The 18,763-nt window shown below is 37.4% G+C and carries 18 protein-coding genes; 13 read left to right on the plus strand and 5 right to left on the minus strand.

Translation table 11 applies throughout. The features are described 5' to 3' along the window. Positions 1–2 precede the first annotated feature (2 nt). Both LJC66_RS03290 and LJC66_RS03295 read left to right on the plus strand, forming a co-directional pair. Positions 3–1,073, plus strand: coding sequence for an ABC transporter ATP-binding protein (locus LJC66_RS03290; RefSeq protein WP_028407470.1), 1,071 nt, complete (start codon positions 3–5; stop codon positions 1,071–1,073). A gap of 1 nt (position 1,074) precedes the next feature. Further along, positions 1,075–1,992 (plus strand): ABC transporter ATP-binding protein, encoded by a 918-nt coding sequence (locus LJC66_RS03295; RefSeq protein WP_028407471.1) that lies wholly within the window; start codon positions 1,075–1,077, stop codon positions 1,990–1,992. Positions 1,993–2,274: 282 nt separating this feature from the next. Here the strand turns inward: LJC66_RS03295 and LJC66_RS03300 are convergent, their stop codons facing one another. After that, positions 2,275–2,850 carry a GNAT family N-acetyltransferase gene (locus tag LJC66_RS03300; protein WP_028407472.1) on the minus strand — a complete coding sequence of 192 codons (576 nt, stop codon included), beginning with the start codon at positions 2,848–2,850 and terminating at the stop codon, positions 2,275–2,277. Between the two features lie 451 nt (positions 2,851–3,301). Between LJC66_RS03300 and LJC66_RS03305 the strand changes: the two genes are divergently transcribed. The 7 genes from LJC66_RS03305 to madM all read left to right on the plus strand — a co-directional run bounded on the left by LJC66_RS03305 (position 3,302) and on the right by madM (position 9,877). Then, the gene (locus LJC66_RS03305) at positions 3,302–4,666 is read left to right on the plus strand and encodes an amino acid permease (RefSeq protein WP_195695358.1); all 1,365 of its coding nucleotides are present in this window, start codon (positions 3,302–3,304) and stop codon (positions 4,664–4,666) included. Between the two features lie 136 nt (positions 4,667–4,802). Then, the gene (locus LJC66_RS03310) at positions 4,803–4,976 is read left to right on the plus strand and encodes a hypothetical protein (protein WP_195695357.1); all 174 of its coding nucleotides are present in this window, start codon (positions 4,803–4,805) and stop codon (positions 4,974–4,976) included. Positions 4,977–5,188: 212 nt separating this feature from the next. After that, positions 5,189–6,595: an amino acid permease gene (locus tag LJC66_RS03315; protein WP_195695356.1), complete on the plus strand. Its 1,407-nt coding sequence runs from the start codon at positions 5,189–5,191 to the stop codon at positions 6,593–6,595. Between the two features lie 418 nt (positions 6,596–7,013). Further along, complete coding sequence (gene spxA, locus LJC66_RS03320) at positions 7,014–7,412, plus strand: transcriptional regulator SpxA (RefSeq protein ID WP_013055422.1); 399 nt, start codon at positions 7,014–7,016, stop codon at positions 7,410–7,412. Between the two features lie 201 nt (positions 7,413–7,613). Beyond that, positions 7,614–8,510, plus strand: coding sequence for a LysR family transcriptional regulator (locus LJC66_RS03325; RefSeq protein WP_269067431.1), 897 nt, complete (start codon positions 7,614–7,616; stop codon positions 8,508–8,510). Positions 8,511–8,705: 195 nt separating this feature from the next. Then, a complete protein-coding gene (madL, locus tag LJC66_RS03330) occupies positions 8,706–9,119 on the plus strand; it encodes a malonate transporter subunit MadL (protein WP_195695354.1) in 414 nt (137 codons plus the stop codon). Then, entirely contained in the window at positions 9,116–9,877 is a 762-nt protein-coding gene (gene madM / locus LJC66_RS03335; protein WP_195695353.1) for a malonate transporter subunit MadM, read from the plus strand. The genes madL and madM overlap by 4 nt, the downstream gene beginning before the upstream one ends. Before the next feature lie 96 nt (positions 9,878–9,973). On the opposite strand, the gene LJC66_RS03340 is transcribed toward madM, so the two are convergent. Continuing rightward, entirely contained in the window at positions 9,974–10,639 is a 666-nt protein-coding gene (locus LJC66_RS03340; RefSeq protein WP_195695352.1) for a TerC family protein, read from the minus strand. Positions 10,640–10,999: 360 nt separating this feature from the next. Here LJC66_RS03340 and mecA point away from each other — a divergent pair, with 360 nt between their 5' ends. From mecA to pepF, 4 genes are all read left to right on the plus strand, one after another. Next, entirely contained in the window at positions 11,000–11,680 is a 681-nt protein-coding gene (gene mecA, locus LJC66_RS03345; protein ID WP_013055427.1) for an adaptor protein MecA, read from the plus strand. 216 nt (positions 11,681–11,896) lie between these two features. Next, on the plus strand, positions 11,897–13,414 hold the full coding sequence (gene cls / locus LJC66_RS03350) for a cardiolipin synthase (protein ID WP_195695351.1): 1,518 nt from the start codon (positions 11,897–11,899) through the stop codon (positions 13,412–13,414). Positions 13,415–13,533: 119 nt separating this feature from the next. Next, positions 13,534–14,715, plus strand: a complete 1,182-nt coding sequence (locus LJC66_RS03355; protein ID WP_195695350.1) for a competence protein CoiA — start codon at positions 13,534–13,536, stop codon at positions 14,713–14,715. A gap of 163 nt (positions 14,716–14,878) precedes the next feature. Further along, positions 14,879–16,696 (plus strand): oligoendopeptidase F, encoded by a 1,818-nt coding sequence (gene pepF / locus LJC66_RS03360; protein ID WP_028407481.1) that lies wholly within the window; start codon positions 14,879–14,881, stop codon positions 16,694–16,696. 31 nt (positions 16,697–16,727) lie between these two features. Here the strand turns inward: pepF and LJC66_RS03365 are convergent, their stop codons facing one another. The 3 genes from LJC66_RS03365 to LJC66_RS03375 form a co-directional block, all read right to left on the minus strand. Further along, positions 16,728–16,907, minus strand: a complete 180-nt coding sequence (locus LJC66_RS03365) for a hypothetical protein (RefSeq protein ID WP_028407482.1) — start codon at positions 16,905–16,907, stop codon at positions 16,728–16,730. Positions 16,908–17,201: 294 nt separating this feature from the next. Next, positions 17,202–18,053, minus strand: coding sequence for a ClpXP adapter SpxH family protein (locus tag LJC66_RS03370; RefSeq protein WP_013055432.1), 852 nt, complete (start codon positions 18,051–18,053; stop codon positions 17,202–17,204). Positions 18,054–18,079: 26 nt separating this feature from the next. After that, on the minus strand, positions 18,080–18,490 hold the full coding sequence (locus LJC66_RS03375) for a globin domain-containing protein (RefSeq protein ID WP_230931787.1): 411 nt from the start codon (positions 18,488–18,490) through the stop codon (positions 18,080–18,082). Positions 18,491–18,763: the final 273 nt, after the last annotated feature.

Here is an 18,763-nt window from a genome sequence, read left to right on the forward strand (position 1 = left end):
ATATGTCACGTTTATTAGAAGTAAAAAATTTAGCTGTATCATTTAAAACATATGGCGGAGAAGTTCAAGCTGTTCGCGGCGTTAACTTCCACTTAAATAAAGGTGAAACTTTAGCAATTGTTGGTGAGTCAGGATCTGGTAAAAGTGTAACTTCACAAACGATCATGCGCCTTATTCCGATGCCTCCTGGCCGAATCAAAAGCGGTGAAATGCTGTTTGACGGTATTGATTTAGCTAAGAAAACGGATAAAGAAATGGAAGCTATTCGCGGTAAAGATATCGGTATGATCTTCCAAGATCCGATGACTTCCTTGAATCCAACGATGAAAGTTGGGGCTCAAATTGGTGAAGTCGTAATCAAGCATTCCAAAGTATCTAAAGCAGAAGCAAAAAAAAGGGCAGTCGAGTTATTAACGCTTGTAGGAATTCCTTTTCCAGAACAGCGTGTGAATCAATATCCGCATGAATTCAGCGGCGGGATGAGACAGCGTGTTGTTATTGCAATGGCTCTTGCTTCTAATCCGAAACTCTTGATCGCTGATGAACCAACAACGGCGCTTGATGTAACAATTCAAGCTCAAATTTTAGAGTTGATGAAAGACATTCAGAAAAAAACGGATACATCTATTATCTTTATTACCCATGATCTTGGTGTAGTAGCAAATGTAGCAGATCGAGTAGCCGTTATGTACGCTGGTCAAATTGTTGAAACCGGCACAGTGGATGAAGTGTTTTACGATCCAAAACATCCGTATACATGGGGACTGCTAGCTTCTATGCCAAGCTTAGATAACGAGGCAGAAGAAGAGCTTGCTGCTATTCCTGGAACGCCGCCAGATTTAACGAATCCTCCAAAGGGAGATGCATTTGCAGCGCGAAATCCATACGCAATGAAAATTGATTTTGAGCAAGAACCTCCAATGTTCAAAATATCTGATACGCACTATGCGAAAACATGGCTGTTACATCCCGATGCACCAAAAGTAGAGCCGCCTGCTTCAGTTCAGCGCCGCATGCGTAAAGTTGATAATGTATACAGCACACCTGTACTCGTAGCGAAGGATGGTGAATAATATGACAGATAAATTATTAGAGATTAAAGGCTTAAAGCAACATTTTTTCACAAGTAAAGGAACAATTAAAGCAGTTGATGGTCTGACGTTTGACATCTTCCGCGGAGAAACATTAGGGCTTGTAGGTGAATCCGGTTGTGGAAAGTCAACGACAGGCAGAACGATTATTCGTTTATACGATGCTACTAGCGGTGAGGTGCTATTTAATGGCGAAAATGTACATGGTCGCAAATCCCGCTCAGAGCTTAAAAAATTCAATCGTAAAATGCAAATGATTTTCCAAGATCCATATGCGTCGCTTAACCCTCGTATGACCGTAGCAGATATCATAGCAGAAGGCATTGACATTCACGGTTTAGCTAAGACTAAAAAAGAGCGTATGGCAAAGGTTCACGAGCTTCTTGAAACAGTCGGGCTTAACAAAGAACATGCCAATCGCTATCCACATGAGTTTAGTGGCGGCCAGCGTCAGCGTATCGGTATCGCAAGAGCACTGGCAGTAGAACCTGATTTTATCATCGCAGATGAACCAATCTCAGCTTTGGACGTATCTATACAAGCTCAAGTTGTTAACTTAATGAAGAAGTTACAGCGTGAACGTGGACTAACATATTTATTTATCGCCCATGATTTGTCAATGGTAAAATACATCAGTGACCGCATCGGCGTTATGTACAGAGGTAAGATTGTAGAGCTTGCACCAAGTGATGAACTTTATCGAAACCCTGTTCATCCATATACAAAAGCATTGCTTTCAGCTATTCCGCTTCCCGATCCTGACAGTGAAAAAACACGTCAGCGCAAAATTTATGATCCAAGTATCCATGACTATAACGGTGAAGAACCGGAGCTTAGAGAAGTATCTCCAGGTCACTACGTGTCTTGTTCTCAAGCAGAGTTTGCCACATATACAACATAACAAAACGATCTCACAACGAGGTCGTTTTTTATTTAATTATCAAAGAACACTAAGCTTCAAGTTGCAAAAAAACATGTAAGAACAAGTAACATTAGCGCTTTACAGGTATTATACAGTAAAGGATTGAAAAATACTATTAAAAATTTTCAGAATTTTATATTTAAGACAAAATATCTATGTATAAACCTTATAACTAAAGGAATATAAGTGGTTAATAATGTTATATGTTGAATAATAATTCAAAAAATATAAAAAGAAGGTAGACGCATGTCTACCTTCTTTTTATAAATCTGCTAAGATATCGCCGTCTTTACGATTCTTATCAATTTTTAGCACTTGATCTGCCGGCTGATAGGACGCACCGTATATTTCTTTGTCTTTGTACGTATGAATTAACTCGTACGTTTTTTTCATTTTATTTAAAATGCTTTCCTCTGTTTCAGAGGTAGGAGACCAATATAGAATTTCCATTTGGTTAATTTCATTTGTAGCTAATGACCGACGGTTATAGCCAATTGTTTGAGCATGCTTAAAGTCTGCACGTTTATAAAAGTGCAGTCGTTTTGCTGAGTCTGAATCTTTATAGTCTACAGGCTCTACTTCTAAGATAATTGGTTTGTTGTGCTGTTTTAACTCATCAATTAATTTACCGCCAAGCCCTTGACCTCGAGCGTCTTTTGAAACAAAGAGGTAATCGATAAAGATAAATTGGTTTGTTTCCACGTACATTAATACGTGATGAGGTCCTTCATTTTTATGATAAATATCGCTGCGTTCTTGTAAAAGAGTTTCGATATGCTTCTTTGATTTCATTTCTTCAATGGGAAAATATTGACTTAATTTTTCATACCAATTCATAGCACCCTCCTACTGATCTTTTCATGATGATGTTCGTAATAGTGTTTAAACAGTTATCTTATCTTTACCCTTTTTAGGGAAAAGTAAGCATCTATAATTGAAAATATAGAAGAATAATCGATTGATTATTCTTAATAATTAGATAATTATAGTAGAATAAGAACATATAATGTAAAAAATGGTTTTTATTACATTTATATCGTAAGTTTATTTGTGGAAATCACAAAAAACTATCGCATTTTTTGTGATTTTTGATAAAATGAACAAAGTAAAGTTTTTTTAATATTGTATTTTATAGATGTGATAGCGATAAAAGTGCAGGTGTGAAACTTGTAATATTAGATTTTTAATACATATACCGCCTAGAATTATTTAGCTGAAAAATAAGTTAATGCTATACACGTAGCCGCTATCGCTATTAAATGAAATGGATATGTTAGGAGAGAGAATTATGCAAGGGAACACGCAAGAAAAAGAATTAAGCCGTGGACTTGAGGAAAGACATATTAGCTTAATGTCTTTAGGTGCAGCTATCGGAGTTGGATTGTTTTTAGGTTCTGCATCCGCTATTCGGTTAGCGGGTCCTGGTATTCTTATCATGTATGGAATCAGTGGTCTTGTTATGTTTTTTATTATGAGAGCGCTAGGTGAAATGGCAGTGCAAAATCCAGTAGCAGGTTCTTTTAGTAAGTATGCTAACGATTATTTAGGACCACTTGCTGGTTATTTAACAGGCTGGAACTACTGGTTTATGTGGATTATTACATGTATGGCTGAAATTACAGCTGTTGGAGTATATATGGAGTTTTGGTTCCCGGGTGTACCTCAGTGGATATGGGCACTTGCAGCACTCGTTATTATGACAGGGGTTAACTTTTTAGCTGTAAAAGCATATGGCGAACTAGAGTTTTGGTTTTCTCTTATTAAAGTAGTGACGATTATCCTTATGATCGTGCTTGGACTAGGCATGATTATCTTTGGAATTGGAAATGGCGGTATTGCAACAGGAATCAGTAATTTATGGAGTCACGGGGGCTTTTTCCCGAATGGTATGAAAGGTGTTCTTTTATCACTTCAAATGGTTATGTTTGCTTACCTTGGTATTGAAATGATTGGGGTAACAGCAGGAGAGGTCAAAAATCCAGAAAAGACATTAACAAAAGCAATTGATAATGTACTATGGAGAATTTTGATTTTTTACATCGGAGCTTTGTTTGTCATTATGTCTATTTATCCTTGGCCAGAGATCGGAACACAAGGAAGTCCGTTTGTTTTAACATTTGATAAAGCTGGAATTCCCGCTGCAGCAGGGATTATAAACTTTGTAGTGTTAACAGCGGCTTTATCTTCTTGTAACAGTGGAATTTTTAGTACAGGCCGTATGTTATTTAATTTAGCTCAGCATGGGGAAGCTCCAAAACGCTATGCCAACTTAACAAAAGGCGGCGTGCCTGGTGCAGCAGTTATTGCTTCAGCTGTTGTACTGCTAATCGGAGTTGGCTTAAACTATGTTGTTCCTGATAAGGTGTTCACCTGGGTGACGAGTATTGCTACTATTGGAGCAATTTGGACATGGGGAATTATTTTACTTTCTCAAATTCGCTTCCGCAAGGGATTAAGGGATCACCAAGTAAGTGATTTAAAATATAAGCTTCCGTTTTTCCCGTATACGTCATATCTCTCTCTTGCTTTCTTAGCGGGAGTAGTAGTGGTGATGGGTTTTTCCTCTGATACAAGAATCGCCCTTATTGTAGGTCCGGTATGGTTTGTTTTATTGGTTGTTGTCTACTATTCAAAAGGTTTTCATAAAAGATAAAAAATAAAGCTCGGACAAAAGTAATTTCGTTGAAGGAAGATCCGAACGAGTTGAATTCTTGATTAAGAATCCAACTCGTTCGGATTTTTTTATGGTGATTGTTAACGTAGGTTACTGTATGTAGGGCTTCTAGCTGTTGATTGGAGGGCAAGGTGAAAACTCCTCCGAGGAAAAGCGAGAACCTGCAGGAGCGGAAGCAACGAGGAGGCTCGCCGGCCGCTCGCGGAAAGCGAAGTCTTGTACGGAAATTAGCAGCGGTGTAACAAGGGTGATTCATACGAACTCATATATCCCATTTGTTCATCTTTAGATTGATGTAGTTGTGTCCCAGCCGCATTTTTTTCCAAAAGAAAATGAAGGATTTATTATTTCACTTTTTGCTTTAGTGTGCTAATATATTATATTGTTAAACGAATGAAGAGATGAATGAAGAAACAAATAATTATTACGTGTTAATAGATTAGCATCGAGCTTTCTATCTCAAAAGTTTAAGCTTTTAGAAAGCAAAAGGAGACACAGCAAATGAAAGATAAAAAATGGGGACTTTGGTTTTTAACAGCCTTTGTAGTTGGTAATATGGTAGGCGGCGGAGTATTTATGCTTCCTTCTAATTTAGCAAACGTATCAAGTCCAGTCGGTTCAACACTTGCTTGGATTGCAACAGGTCTTGGCGTGTTCATGATTGCTCTTGTATTCGGGAATTTAGTCATGAGAAAGCCCGAATTAAAAGGAGGGCCTCAAAGTTATGCGGCGAATCTTTTTTCATCGCCTAAAGCAGGTAAAGTAGCAGGGTATAGCATGGCTTGGGGGTACTGGGCAGCCAACTGGGCTGCAACAGCATCTGTCATCATATCGTTTGCGGGATATTTAACAACGTTCTTTCCAGTAATGGAGAGTAAGGATATTTTATTTTCAGTTGGAGATTTTCAATTAGAAGCTGGAAAATTCATTACGTTTTTAGTATGTTCTATTGTCCTATGGGGAATTCAAGCTATTTTGCAGCGAGATATCAATAGCGCCGGTAATATTAACTTTATCACAACGGCAGCTAAAATTATTGGGTTCGGTTTATTTATTGTTGTGGCGCTATCGCTATTTAGCGCATCCAACCTGGTCAGTACAGAATTTGTTAATTCAAAGGGTATAAATGTAGGATTGGGAAGTCAGGTCAATGGGGCAGCCATTGCTACGCTGTGGGCGTTTATCGGAATTGAATCGGCTGTACTGTTATCTAACCGTGCAAAATCCCAAAAAGTAGTGAAGAAAGCAACACTGCTTGGATTATTGATCTCAATGGTTATCTATGTGGGGATTACGCTTCTAGCTATGGGGATTCTTTCAACAGCTCAGCTTCAGCAGTCTCAAAAACCTTTGGTAGATACGTTAGAAATGGTGATTGGACATAAAGGTGCTTACGTAATGGCCATTTTAGCACTTATTTCTTTATTAGGTTCTACGGTTGGATGGATTGTTGTTAGTGCAGAAGTTCCTTATCAAGCAGCAAAATCAGGGTTGTTTCCACAGTGGTTTGCTAAAACAAATCAGAACAATAGTCCAGCCCGCTCACTAACATTAACAAATGGCTTAACACAGTTGTTTTTGTTTGCGACTATTTCAGGTACAGTTTCGCAAGCCTATAATTTCGCTATTGTTGTAGCTACTCTCGCTTATTTAGTTCCTTATTTCGTGACGACAGTTTATCAATTAAAGCTTATTGTGACGGGTGAGACGTACGACACGATTAAAGGATCCCGAGTAAAAGACGGAATCATTGCCTCGTTAGCACTTATTTATTCACTTTGGGTGATTAAGACAGGGACAGCTGATTTAAAAACATTTTTCTTAGGTATTGGCTTATTTGTAATCGGGCTGTTACTGTATCCTATCTTAATGAGACGAGGAAAAAGCAGCACATCAGCTATTAAATAAATAAGAGGTTATCTCAAAAGCTTTGCAGAAAAGTCAGTTCTTCTGCAAGGCTTTTTTAGTGACTGAAAAATTTCAGGAATTTGTAAAAGAAAAAAATAATAAAAAAATGAAACTAATCTACAGGTTTATTCGTAATAGTAGTGTGGTAAATAAATAATGAAGAAAATCGGCAATGAAAATAATGACAGTGAAGGAACGAACTAATGTACTAGTCCACTTCAAAAAGTATATCATTCCGATGAAGTTTATAGTATAATGCAAATAGATATTATTTTTTAAAAGTAATTATAAAGTAGTATCGATTTTCATTATCAGTCATTAAATATTTACACTCGTTGAAGTTTGTATAAAACAACATGATTTACAGTTCATGTTTTAAATGTTATGACCGATTATGATAGAAGGAGTGAAGGAGTAAATGGTTACATTATATACATCACCAAGTTGTACATCTTGTCGTAAAGCGAAAGCTTGGTTAGAGGAAAATGATATTGGATATACAGAGCGTAATATCTTTTCAGAGCCGTTATCAATCGACGAGATTAAAGAAATTTTACGTATGACAGAAGATGGAACAGATGAAATCATTTCAACACGTTCGAAAACTTTCCAAAAACTAGACGTTCAGGTAGACGCTATGCCTTTGCAAGATTTGTATGAATTAATTCAGCAAAATCCTGGCTTATTGCGCCGTCCGATTATCATTGATGAAAAACGTCTACAAGTTGGTTACAATGAAGACGAGATCCGTCGTTTCTTACCACGTAAAGTGCGTACTTTCCAACTTCGCGAAGCTCAAAGACTTGTGAATGGTTAATTTTTATATTTGTCTGTTTAAGATTTAAATAAGGAACCAACCAAGTAACGTTTGCTTGAAGTTGGTATATAAAAAATAAGCAGCAGGGAGCCACTGGCTCCCTGCTGCTTATTTTTTGTCGAAATAGCAGGGAAAATGAAGTATGTATGTAATTAGTAAAGAAAGAGAGTAACTAAACACATAAAAGTGGTGGTGAACGGATTGGAGCTTTTACAGCTAAAATATTTCCAAGTAGTTGCTAGACTAGAACATATCAGTAAAGCTGCCGAAGAGCTATACGTATCTCAGCCTGCACTCAGCAAAACGATTTCACAGTTAGAAAAAGAGCTAGGCATTCGTTTGTTTGATCGAAACGGTAAATACATTAAATTAAATCGGTATGGTAAAGCATTCTGTGCCAAAGTAGAACTTGCTTTAAAAACATTGGAAGACGCAAAGCACGAGCTAAAGGATATGTCGAACGATCCATGTGAAGAAATTCGCCTTGTTGTATTAGCTAGTTCACATTTACTTCCAGAGCTATTAAGCAGATTTCGGGAGCAATATCCTCAGGTGCGTTTTCGACTGATGCAGCATTTGACTAATTCTAATTCACAGCCTGATTTTGATTTATGTATTTCAGCTTTTCCATTAACAACCCGTCAGATCGAACATACTCCTTTGCTCCGTGAATCGATTTTGCTTGCAGTGCCTCTTGATCATCCTTTAGCCAAGCAATCACGTGTAAAGTTAAATGAACTTAAAAATGAGAAATTCATTGTGCTAAAGAAAGGAAAAGAGCTAAGGAAAATAACGGATGTAATTTGTAAGGAACAGAATTTTGTACCTCAAATTACGTTTGAAAGCGATGACCCAGCAACAGTGAGAGGTTTGATTAGAGCGAAGCAAGGAATAGGTTTTATTCCTGAAGTAACTTGGGGAGGTTCTACAGGGAAAGATGTAAAACTGCTGAAAATTGAAGAGGAAACATTTGAACGTACTATCTTTTTAGCTTGGAACAACGGAGGCTACGTGACGGATTTACAACAAATCTTTAGGCAGTTTGTGATTGATTATTTTAAACATTTACCCTCCGGTATACCTCATGAATACATATAAGAATCATGACTAAATGTCATGATTTTTATTTCTTTTTCGAATAAATCTAAAGTGAACAGTAGAGAAAAACTGTATTATGTCATTTTTGATATAAGTATATAACTAAAAACGCATAGGTTATTCAACTTTTTTCCTTTACACTATTTTTAAACCATAAAGTAAACGCTTTCAATGATGGGTTAGGGAGGAAGTAATATGATAATCTTCGGTGTAGCGCTGCTGTCTATTTGCATGTTGATAGGGGTAGTTGTAGGGGACGCATTAGGAGGGCTGATGGGAGTAGAAGCCAACGTTGGAGGAGTAGGGGTATCTATGCTTCTTCTTGTACTAGCGGTGGATTATTTAAAGAAGAAAAATAAGCTCCAAGTAAAATCCGAAGAAGGCATTGCTTTTTGGGGAGGTATTTATATTCCTATCGTGGTAGCAATGTCTGCACAGCAAAATGTTGTAGCTGCTCTTGATGGAGGAGGCATGGCGCTTCTTGCAGGGTTGGTAGTAGTCGTAGTAGGCTTTTTATCCATACCATTTATCAGCAGAATAGGAGAGAAAGCGAAGGTGAAAGAACAAGAAATAGAGCTTTCTATTTTACCTAAGGAGCAGATGAAATGATGAATATGATCAAAGAAGGATTAGAAAATAACGGACTGATTACGGCATTTGCTATTATTGGGATTGTCATGTATATTGCTTATTTTTTATCAGATAAATTAACAAAAGGAAGAGTTCACGGATCTGCTATTGCTATTATGTTTGGATTAATCCTTGCTTATATCGGTGGAGTGAATACAGGAGGAGAGAAAGGGATTTCTGATATACAGTTATTTTCAGGAATTGGTTTAATGGGCGGAGGAATGCTGCGAGATTTTGCCATTATTGCTACTGCATTCGGCGCCAATTTTAGCGAAGTCAAAAAAACGGGAATCAGCGGTATTACGGCCTTGTTTTTTGGGGTTTTCTATTCCTTTGTAATAGGTGTAATTATTGCTCTTTGTTTTGGATATAGAGATCCCGTTACTTTGACCACAATCGGAGGAGGAGCCGTGACCTATATTGTGGGGCCGGTTTCTGGAACTGCGATTGGAGCCTCTTCTGATATTATCGCGTTAAGTATAGCAGTAGGATTAATTAAATCCATTTCAGTTATGATTTTAACACCGGTATTTGCTAAGAAAATTAAATTAAACAACCCTCGTACAGCAATGATCTATGGAGGAGTTATGGGGACGACGAGCGGTGTAGCAGCTGGTTTAGCCGCGACAGATGTAAAACTTGTACCTTACGGAGCCATGACAGCTACATTTTATACAGGTCTTGGTTGCTTACTCGTACCATCTATTCTTTTTTTACTCACAGAGATTATTTTTTAAGTGTACAAAGTGTTTTATGAATAAAAGACTGCTGTGCTCATTAAACTAAAGAAAAGGCCATACTAAATAAAAATGTTTAGTATGGCCTTTTCTTTATCATTTAGTTGAACGAAAGCTATTAACAACCATGCCGCTTATTAGCACGACAGCAATTGTTATAAACGGAATAAATGTTCCTAGAGATGTATGGTCTGCAAAGAATGAATGTAAGTTCTTTTCATGCCCAATCATATTTCCAGCAGTATAAGCTAAAATAGCTGCCCCACCATAAACGAGCAGGGGAAATCGCTCCATCAAATACAAAATGAGCTTGCTTCCCCAAACAATAATGGGGACGGATACGAGTAATCCGGTAACAACCAAGATAATATTTCCATGAGCTGCGCCTGCTACAGCTATTACATTATCTAGTCCCATTACAATATCAGCAAATACAATCGTTCTTACAGCGGCGCCTAATGTCACACCTGCACGGATTGAAGATGCATCATCACCTTCTGATACAAGAAGCTTAAAGGCAATGATCAATAATAAAAAACCGCCGATGAGCTGCAAGTAAGGAATAGTTAGTAAATAAACAGCTAAAATAGTAAGTACAATGCGAACGATCACAGCTAAGCCAGTCCCTAAAAAAATAGCTTTATTTCGCTGATATTCAGGTAAGTTGCGGCTTGCTAAGGCAATAACAATAGCGTTGTCTCCACCTAATACAATATCGATACCGATAATAAGAAGAATGGAGGTTATTAATTCTAAATCCAATAGTCTTCCCTCCCAATATGTAAGGATAAGTAGCTTATATTGCTTTATCTGTGTTCATTTTTAACAAAAAGCGTTCATAGGGTAAAGAAATTATGTATATAACAAAGTAAGGTGTAAGGTGGCTATGAGTTGTCAGAGTATTTTTTATTTCCTTTCTTTCGCATTTTGTCATAAAATAGATATACAAGGTTCACTCAAATAGTGTATGCTTGTATATCCCAAGTTAGAATGCTTTACAAAGTGAGAAAGTACATGTAATATTGCTTTAACACGGGGGTAAAATAGTCCCTTCATCGTTTAGGGGTAATGTTCGAAATGGCCGGATTACCTTCACTGATTTTTCCGAAGGGAGAGATGATAATGGAAATCGAACGCATTAATGAAAACACAGTAAAATTCTTTGTCACTTACGTAGATATTGAAGAACGTGGATTTGATCGCAATGAAATTTGGTTTAGCCGAGAGCGCAGTGAAGAACTATTCTGGGAGATGATGGACGAAATTCATCAAGAAGAAGAGTTTGTAGCAGAAGGTCCTCTTTGGATTCAAGTACATGCGCTTGAGAAGGGGCTAGAAGTTATTGTAACGAGAGCACAAGTTTCAAAAGACGGTCAAAAGTTCGAAGTACCTGTTGGTGAAAATGATAAAATCGATATCCCTGTAGATGGAAAAATTGAAGCGTTACTTGATCATCAAGCGAATCAAAATAAAAAAGCTGATTTTGAAGAAGAAATTATAGAAGACGAAGGGCTACAGTTCGTCGCACGCTTTCAAGACTTAGAACATTTAATTTCCTTAAGTCACCATTTAGAGTTAGATGATATCATCAACAGCATGTACGTGTTTGAAGGAAAATATTATTTATACGTTGAGTTTACAGACGATGAAGATTTTGTAGCTGAAATTGATAACATTTTAAGTATCATTTTAGAATATGCAAATGAATCAAACGTAACAGTTCATCGTTTAATGGAGTATGGAAAAGAATTAATCAGTGAAAATGCACTTGAACAAGTAAAGCAGTATTTTCCTTTACGATAATAGCAGCCGATTTCATGTATATGAAATCGGTCTTTGTTTTGTCTTCATTTTGGGAAAAGCTCTCTGCTTGTATGAAACGAACATAAGTGGAGAAAGAAGGAAACTAGTTCCTGAACGAGAAAAGTGTAGGGTTAAAATCCCCAGTTTGAGGATAATAACGGTACATGGATCCGGTGTTAATGACGAAAGATTGGTTTTAGGATAGGTGAAAACAAGTTGAAAAATAGATTACAGCTTTTAATTTTTGTTGTTGGTATCATTGCGCTACTTTATTTTACAAAAGGATATTGGGACGGGAAATTTATCGGCGTGCTAAGTATCTTAATTACGATTAGTGTTGTTTTCATCGGTCTTGTTATTTCATTAGAAAACCGTCATCCAACTCAAACGCTAACGTGGCTCGTAGTATTAGGCGGTTTCCCTGTAATAGGCTTCTTTTTTTATTTGTTATTTGGACGCAATACGCGAAAACGTCGTTTATTTGCCAAAAAAGCAAAGCTGGATGAACAGGTACTTTTAAAGATGGAAAGAGATTCTGGGGTATTAGACAATCACTTTGAACAGTTAGGCACAAGTAGAAAACAAATGCTGAAGCTAGCCGTTAAGCTTGGTAAAAGCCCCATTTCTTTTTCATCCGATACGCGCGCATTAACGAATGGAAAAGAGACGTTTCATGAAATTATCGAATCATTAAAGCATGCAAGGCATCATATCCACTTAGAATATTACATCGTACGTCATGATCACTTGGGAGAACAAATTAAAGATATTTTAATTCAGAAAGTACAAGAAGGCGTCTATGTACGTTTTTTATATGATGCCGTGGGGAGTTTTCAACTTTCATCGCACTATATTCATGAGTTGAGAAACGCCGGCGTAGAAATGATTCCATTCTTGCCCGTTAGGCTTCCATTTCTCAACAATAAAATTAACTTCCGTAATCACCGTAAAATTGTAGTCATTGATGGAACAATTGGGTTTGTGGGAGGTTTGAATATTGGTGATGAATACCTGGGGAAAAGTCGCCATTTTGGCTTTTGGAGAGATACCCATTTGATGGTGAAGGGGGAGGCAGTTCGTTCATTACAGCTTATTTTCTTGCAAGACTGGTATTATATGACAGGTCAGACGATGCTTACTCAAACGTATCTATCGCCGGATTTAATTGACATTGATATGGAAAAGTGCGGCGGTGTTCAAATGATTGCTGGCGGACCAGACCGTGAGTGGGAAATTATCAAACACTTATTTTTTTCGATGATTACGTCTGCGAAAGAGTCCATTTGGATTGCTTCTCCTTACTTCATACCTGATGAAGATATTTTTACTTCCCTCAAAGTAGCTGCTCTAAGCGGTATAGATGTAAGGCTTCTTGTACCTCAGAAGCCCGATAAAAAAATTGTTTTTCATGCATCACGCTCTTATTTTCCGGAGCTCCTAGAAGCAGGTGTGAAAATTTATGAGTATAAAAAAGGATTTATGCACAGCAAGATTGTGATTGTTGATAGAGAAATTGCCTCTATTGGAACAGCTAACATGGACATGAGAAGCTTTCATTTGAATTTTGAAGTAAATGCTTTTTTATATCGCACAGCTAGTACTCAAAAGCTCGTATATGAATATATGCAAGATTTAGAAGAAACGAGTGAGCTTCACTTTAAAGACTTTGAAAAGCGGCCATTTATACAGCGGTTATTTGAATCAACAGCCCGTTTGCTTTCACCGCTATTATAATCGCTGTAAACCACATTGCGTATGCTGTAATGTGGTTTTTTTCTGAAAGAAAAGGGTTTAGTAGAAAGGTGTCGAATACAAGGATATAGCTCGCTGCTATAGGAAGGAGAAATGTACGATTGTTAGTTGCCCAAACAGAAGAAGGCCTCATTTCACTAGCTCAGCGCTTTTCGCTTGAACAGCTTAAGCTGTGGAAAAAAGAAAAGCAGTTCTACTGTCCCTCTTGTCAATCCCCTGTACAGTTAAAGGTAGGTACAAAAAAAATCCCTCATTTTGCTCACCTGAAAAAAACGTGCGTCGCTCAGCATGAAGGTGAAACAGATTATCATCTCGATGGAAAACGAAAGCTGTTTCACTGGTTTAGTTCTCATGTTGAAGTCGAGTTAGAAAGTTATCTTCCTGACATTATGCAGCGTCCAGATCTTCTTGTAGATACGCCCTCGCAAAAATATGCAATCGAATTTCAATGTGCTTCCTTATCTTCCTCAGTGCTAACCAAACGTTCTATTCATTATGAGAAAGGAAATTATATGCCTCTTTGGATTATGGGGGCAAAAAGAATGAAGCGCTTATCCACTTACATGTATCAACTTTCTTTTCAAGAGTGGCAGTTTCTTACTCTTTCCGATTATACGCCCACACTTCTTTATTTTTCACCTTCTACTAATCAACTGTTGAAACTTGAACATCTTATTCCTTTTTCATCTCAGATTTGTTATGCACAGCTTGTCGTGCTTTCTCCTCACGAGCATACCTTTCATGATCTTTTTTCTACACATACACAACCTCAATTTTTCTCTTCATGGATAAAGAAAAAGAAGGCATGGAGAACGCATTATATCCTCTATCCTAATCAGAAGCTTCAGCCTTTTTTACACGCTCTTTATGAAAAAAATATTCCTCCCTCCCATATTCCAGCAGAAGCAGGCATGCCGCTGTCTTCTTTATACATGGTTGAAACGTCTGCTACTATATGGCAAACGTGGCTGCTCCTTGATTTAATGCAGCAGAAGCAAGTAGGGGATTTAGTTACAGAACAAGAGTTATGCCGGCTATGGCTCTACAGAATTCATAAGAGGCATATTATATTTCGGTCTTTAACCATGGCTCCTGTTGCTATGGAACAGCCCCTGTTTGAGTATATAGAGGTATTATGCCGGCTAGGAATGCTAACGTATATAACTTCTGGAGTATACAAAATCAGAAGGCCCTACACGATTCCAAAGCAAACATCTGATGCTTTTTTAGAAGATGGACAAATGATGAAAAGGTGGTTAAATCAAGCAAAAGAAGTGACATAATCACTGAAAATCAGTACGCTTAAGAAAGAATCCTTTTTTCAAAAGCGTACTGACTTTTGATTAATTCTTTTAAAACAACATACAATAACGAGAGAAATAAAAAGGATTCGCCTTAGAAAAAGCGAACAGTTATAGACAGGTAGAAAAAGATGGAGGGATGACCATGAGTGAACAATCAAAAGTAAAAAAGTTACCAAGTAGAAGCGAGATAAAAGTAGAAGATACGTGGAAACTAGAGGATATTTTTGCTTCAGATGACGCATGGGAAAAAGAATTTGAAGAAGTAAAAGCTCTTATTCCGCAAATGGAAAAATTCAAAGGAAAACTTGGAGAGTCCGCTCAAACTTTATATGACGCTCTTCAAGAGCAAGACGAGCTCACAATGCGCGTTAGTAAACTTTATACATATGCTCATATGCGCTACGATCAAGATACCACTAACTCTTTTTATCAAGGGTTAAATGATCGCATCAAAACACTTTATACCCAAATTGCAAGTGCACTATCGTATGTAACACCAGAAATTTTGTCTATTGAAGAATCAAAAATTAAACAGTACATGGCGGAACATAAAGAGCTAAAGTTATATGCTCATGCATTAGATGAAATTACTCGCGAGCGTCCGCATATTTTATCAGAAAGTGAAGAAGCGCTTCTTGCTCAGGCTTCTGAAGTGCTAGGATCTTCAAGCAACACGTTTGGAATGCTAAACAACGCAGATTTAGAATTCCCTTCCATTAAAGACGAAAATGGAGAAGAAGTAGAAATTACGCACGGACGCTATATTCGTTTCCTAGAAAGCAGCGATCGCCGCGTACGAGAAGAAGCGTTTAAAGCGGTGTACGAAACGTACGGTAAATTTAAAAATACGTTTGCAAGTACATTAAGCGGCACGGTGAAGAAAGATAATTTTAGCGCCCGCGTTCGTCACTATAATTCAGCTCGTCACTCAGCTCTTAGCACAAATAACATTCCAGAAGAAGTATACGATAACTTAGTTAAAACAGTGAATGATAATTTGCATTTATTGCATCGATATATTGATTTACGTAAGAAAGTATTGGGAATTGAAGAGCTTCATATGTATGATCTCTATACGCCTTTAGTAAAAGACGTAAAAATGGAAGTAACCTATGAAGAAGCAAAAGACTATATTTTAAAAGGTCTGAAACCACTAGGTGAAGACTACCTTAACGTGTTAAAAGAAGGATTTGAAAATCGTTGGGTAGACGTCCATGAGAACAAAGGCAAACGAAGCGGTGCGTATTCTTCAGGAACGTACGGCACCAATCCTTATATCTTAATGAACTGGCAGGATAATGTAAATAACTTGTTTACACTAGCTCATGAATTTGGCCATTCTGTACACAGTTATTACACAAGAAAAACGCAGCCATATCCTTACGGAGATTATTCAATCTTCGTGGCAGAAGTAGCTTCAACGTGTAATGAAGCGCTTCTAAACGATTATTTACTAAAAACAATTGATGATGAAAAGCAGCGCTTGTACTTGCTTAACCATTATTTAGAAGGGTTCCGCGGTACGGTATTCCGTCAAACGATGTTTGCTGAATTTGAGCACGATGTGCACGTGCGTGCTCAAAACGGAGAGCCGCTTACACCTGAATTGTTAACAAAATTGTATTATGACTTAAATAAAAAGTATTTTGGAGACAACTTAGTAATTGACGAAGAGATTGGATTAGAATGGGCTCGTATCCCTCATTTTTATTACAATTACTACGTTTATCAATATGCTACAGGATTCAGTGCAGCAGCAGCATTAAGTAAGCAAATCCTTGAAGAAGGAGATGCAGCTGTTGAGCGCTATGTAGGTTTCTTAAAGTCAGGAAGCTCTGATTATCCAATTGAAGTGTTGAAAAAGGCAGGAGTGGACATGACAACATCTCAGCCTATTGAAGAAGCGCTAGCCGTATTTGAAGAGAAATTAACGGAAATGGAACGTTTATTAAATCAATAAAATTAAAATGAAGCAGGAGCTGTATCCTGCTTCATTTTTTAAATCCTCGAAACTTGTTGTGATTGTTAAGCAATGTAAAAATAATAAGAATAGCTAAAAATAAGAGAGGGCCTGCGATAAGGAGCGGAACAAGCTGCATAAGAGATAAAATATAGAATAAAAAAGAAAACAAAAGAATAACAACCCCTAGAGTAATTCCAGCAATTTTCATAGTTAACACCTCTATTAAAAGCATAATTGGTTGTACTATATGAGTGAATCTGGCTGTTTATGAAGTTTTTTTATAAAAAAATGAATAAAATTGAAAAAAGGGGTTGCCAAAAGTCGACATAATTTGCTATAGTATTAATCGTGAAGTTTATCACAAAACAAACATATACCCCTTTGTTTGACCGTGAAAAATTTCTCCCATCCCCTTGTTGTCTTAAGACAAACGAAAAGACTTGGCGAAAGCCAAGTCTTTTTTGTTTAGTTGATGCTTAGGATAAGCATCAACATGTAATGATTAACAGCTCTTTTCAGTACTTCTCCAAAAGGTTCCGTATTTGACAGGAACTCTCTCAACAACTTGCTGAAGCTGAAGTTTTTTCAATTCTTTTTCAGCCTCTTCTAATGATAAACCATACACAACTGCAACTTCTTTTGAAGCAACAAATTGAAAGTAGCTTAAAAATGAACGAAGAGGCGGAAGACAAGCTGGATCTGGGTCAATTTCTAACATCTCTTTAATGATGTGTACATATGTTTCGTACGAATAGTATCCTGATATCTTAATGCCTTCTTCTTCAACTTTTTCGTTGAAGAACACAAGAGTTGGAATCTCATCGACATCCATTTCCGACGTGATTTTTAAATCACATTGAAAGGCTTTCGCAGCGTAATCTGAATGCAAATCTTTTACAAATTCATTAACATCTAGCCCCACATGTTTTGCACATTGTATTAAGACAGATTCTTCTGTAACATTTTGTTTTTCTAAAAATACTACTTCTTGAAGTCTTCTCAAAAAGCGAATGCCCTGTTTCTTTCCTTGCAGACCGGCCGCTTTAATCGCAATTGATGCAGCGTAAGGAGTATCGATTGGGTTTTCAAGCCACAGATTGCCGTCACATGACATACCGGAACGGCTTCCAGTTTTCTCCCACGATTTTGCAATATGTTCAAATTTCTGCTGTGCTCCAATATTTAATTGCTGTAAGTTTCCTCCAAGCACATGCTTGAGGGATAGCAGCTGACCATATTCTATTTGTAACTTCTTTAGAATAGGCTCGAGTGCCCAGCATTCCGGGCAAAGAGGGTCAACAAATACATAGATTTCAAGCGGTTTTTTATTTGAACCTTGACAAAGCTGATGCAAGGATGGGTATTGGCTATTTAGATTACTCAATGTGAAAATCCTTTCTCATCTGTCTGTTCCGGTGAATTAATCATGTGTTGGGCAGTTAAAATAAGACGATGATAAAGTTCATCTCTCTCAGGGCCTTCTAAATTAATTTCGTCCATTGCTTCATGCATACACGTCAGCCAAGCTCTAGCTCTTGACGGTGTAATTTCAAAAGGAAGATGCCTAGCTCTCAGCATAGGGTGACCATGCTCTTCAGTGTATAACGAAGGCCCTCCTAAATATTGTGTCAGAAATTGCTTTTGCTTTCGTGCTGTTTCTGTTAAATCATCAGGAAAAATTGGCGCGAGCTCAGGATGTTGTCCAACGCGTGTATAAAAAGCATCAACAAGTTTTGAAATCGTATGTTCACCGCCTAATAATTCGTAAGGGGAGTGGATTTTTTCTCTCATGTTGATAACTCCTTTGTTATAAGAAATATACGTCTTAACTCTTTGGTGTTTTTTACTTTCCTTAATTTTAGCAGTGTCATTTGGTTAACTCAAACTATCCGCTTACTTCTTCTACTGGAAAAGAGATAAAGTGGAATTTTACATAAGAAAAGTCTATCATGCTGTGGCGAATCACTAATTATGAGAAACAAAGGAATACTTTCACAAACGTTTCCTTCTATTTATATAGTGTAACCTCGGCAAACTATAGCCATTCCATGTTCGAGTGGCGAA

This window comes from Priestia sp. TSO9 (assembly GCF_021029645.1).
Classification (GTDB): domain Bacteria; phylum Bacillota; class Bacilli; order Bacillales; family Bacillaceae_H; genus Priestia; species Priestia megaterium_E.

Coding starts and splice junctions, on each gene's coding strand:
- LJC66_RS03290 (WP_028407470.1), top strand. CDS start 3: ATGTCACGTTTATTAGAAGTAAAAAATTTAGCTGTATCATTTAAAACA.
- LJC66_RS03295 (WP_028407471.1), top strand. CDS start 1,075: ATGACAGATAAATTATTAGAGATTAAAGGCTTAAAGCAACATTTTTTC.
- LJC66_RS03300 (WP_028407472.1), bottom strand. CDS start 2,850: ATGAATTGGTATGAAAAATTAAGTCAATATTTTCCCATTGAAGAAATG.
- LJC66_RS03305 (WP_195695358.1), top strand. CDS start 3,302: ATGCAAGGGAACACGCAAGAAAAAGAATTAAGCCGTGGACTTGAGGAA.
- LJC66_RS03315 (WP_195695356.1), top strand. CDS start 5,189: ATGAAAGATAAAAAATGGGGACTTTGGTTTTTAACAGCCTTTGTAGTT.
- spxA (WP_013055422.1), top strand. CDS start 7,014: ATGGTTACATTATATACATCACCAAGTTGTACATCTTGTCGTAAAGCG.
- madL (WP_195695354.1), top strand. CDS start 8,706: ATGATAATCTTCGGTGTAGCGCTGCTGTCTATTTGCATGTTGATAGGG.
- madM (WP_195695353.1), top strand. CDS start 9,116: ATGATGAATATGATCAAAGAAGGATTAGAAAATAACGGACTGATTACG.
- mecA (WP_013055427.1), top strand. CDS start 11,000: ATGGAAATCGAACGCATTAATGAAAACACAGTAAAATTCTTTGTCACT.
- pepF (WP_028407481.1), top strand. CDS start 14,879: ATGAGTGAACAATCAAAAGTAAAAAAGTTACCAAGTAGAAGCGAGATA.
- LJC66_RS03365 (WP_028407482.1), bottom strand. CDS start 16,907: ATGAAAATTGCTGGAATTACTCTAGGGGTTGTTATTCTTTTGTTTTCT.
- LJC66_RS03375 (WP_230931787.1), bottom strand. CDS start 18,490: ATGAGAGAAAAAATCCACTCCCCTTACGAATTATTAGGCGGTGAACAT.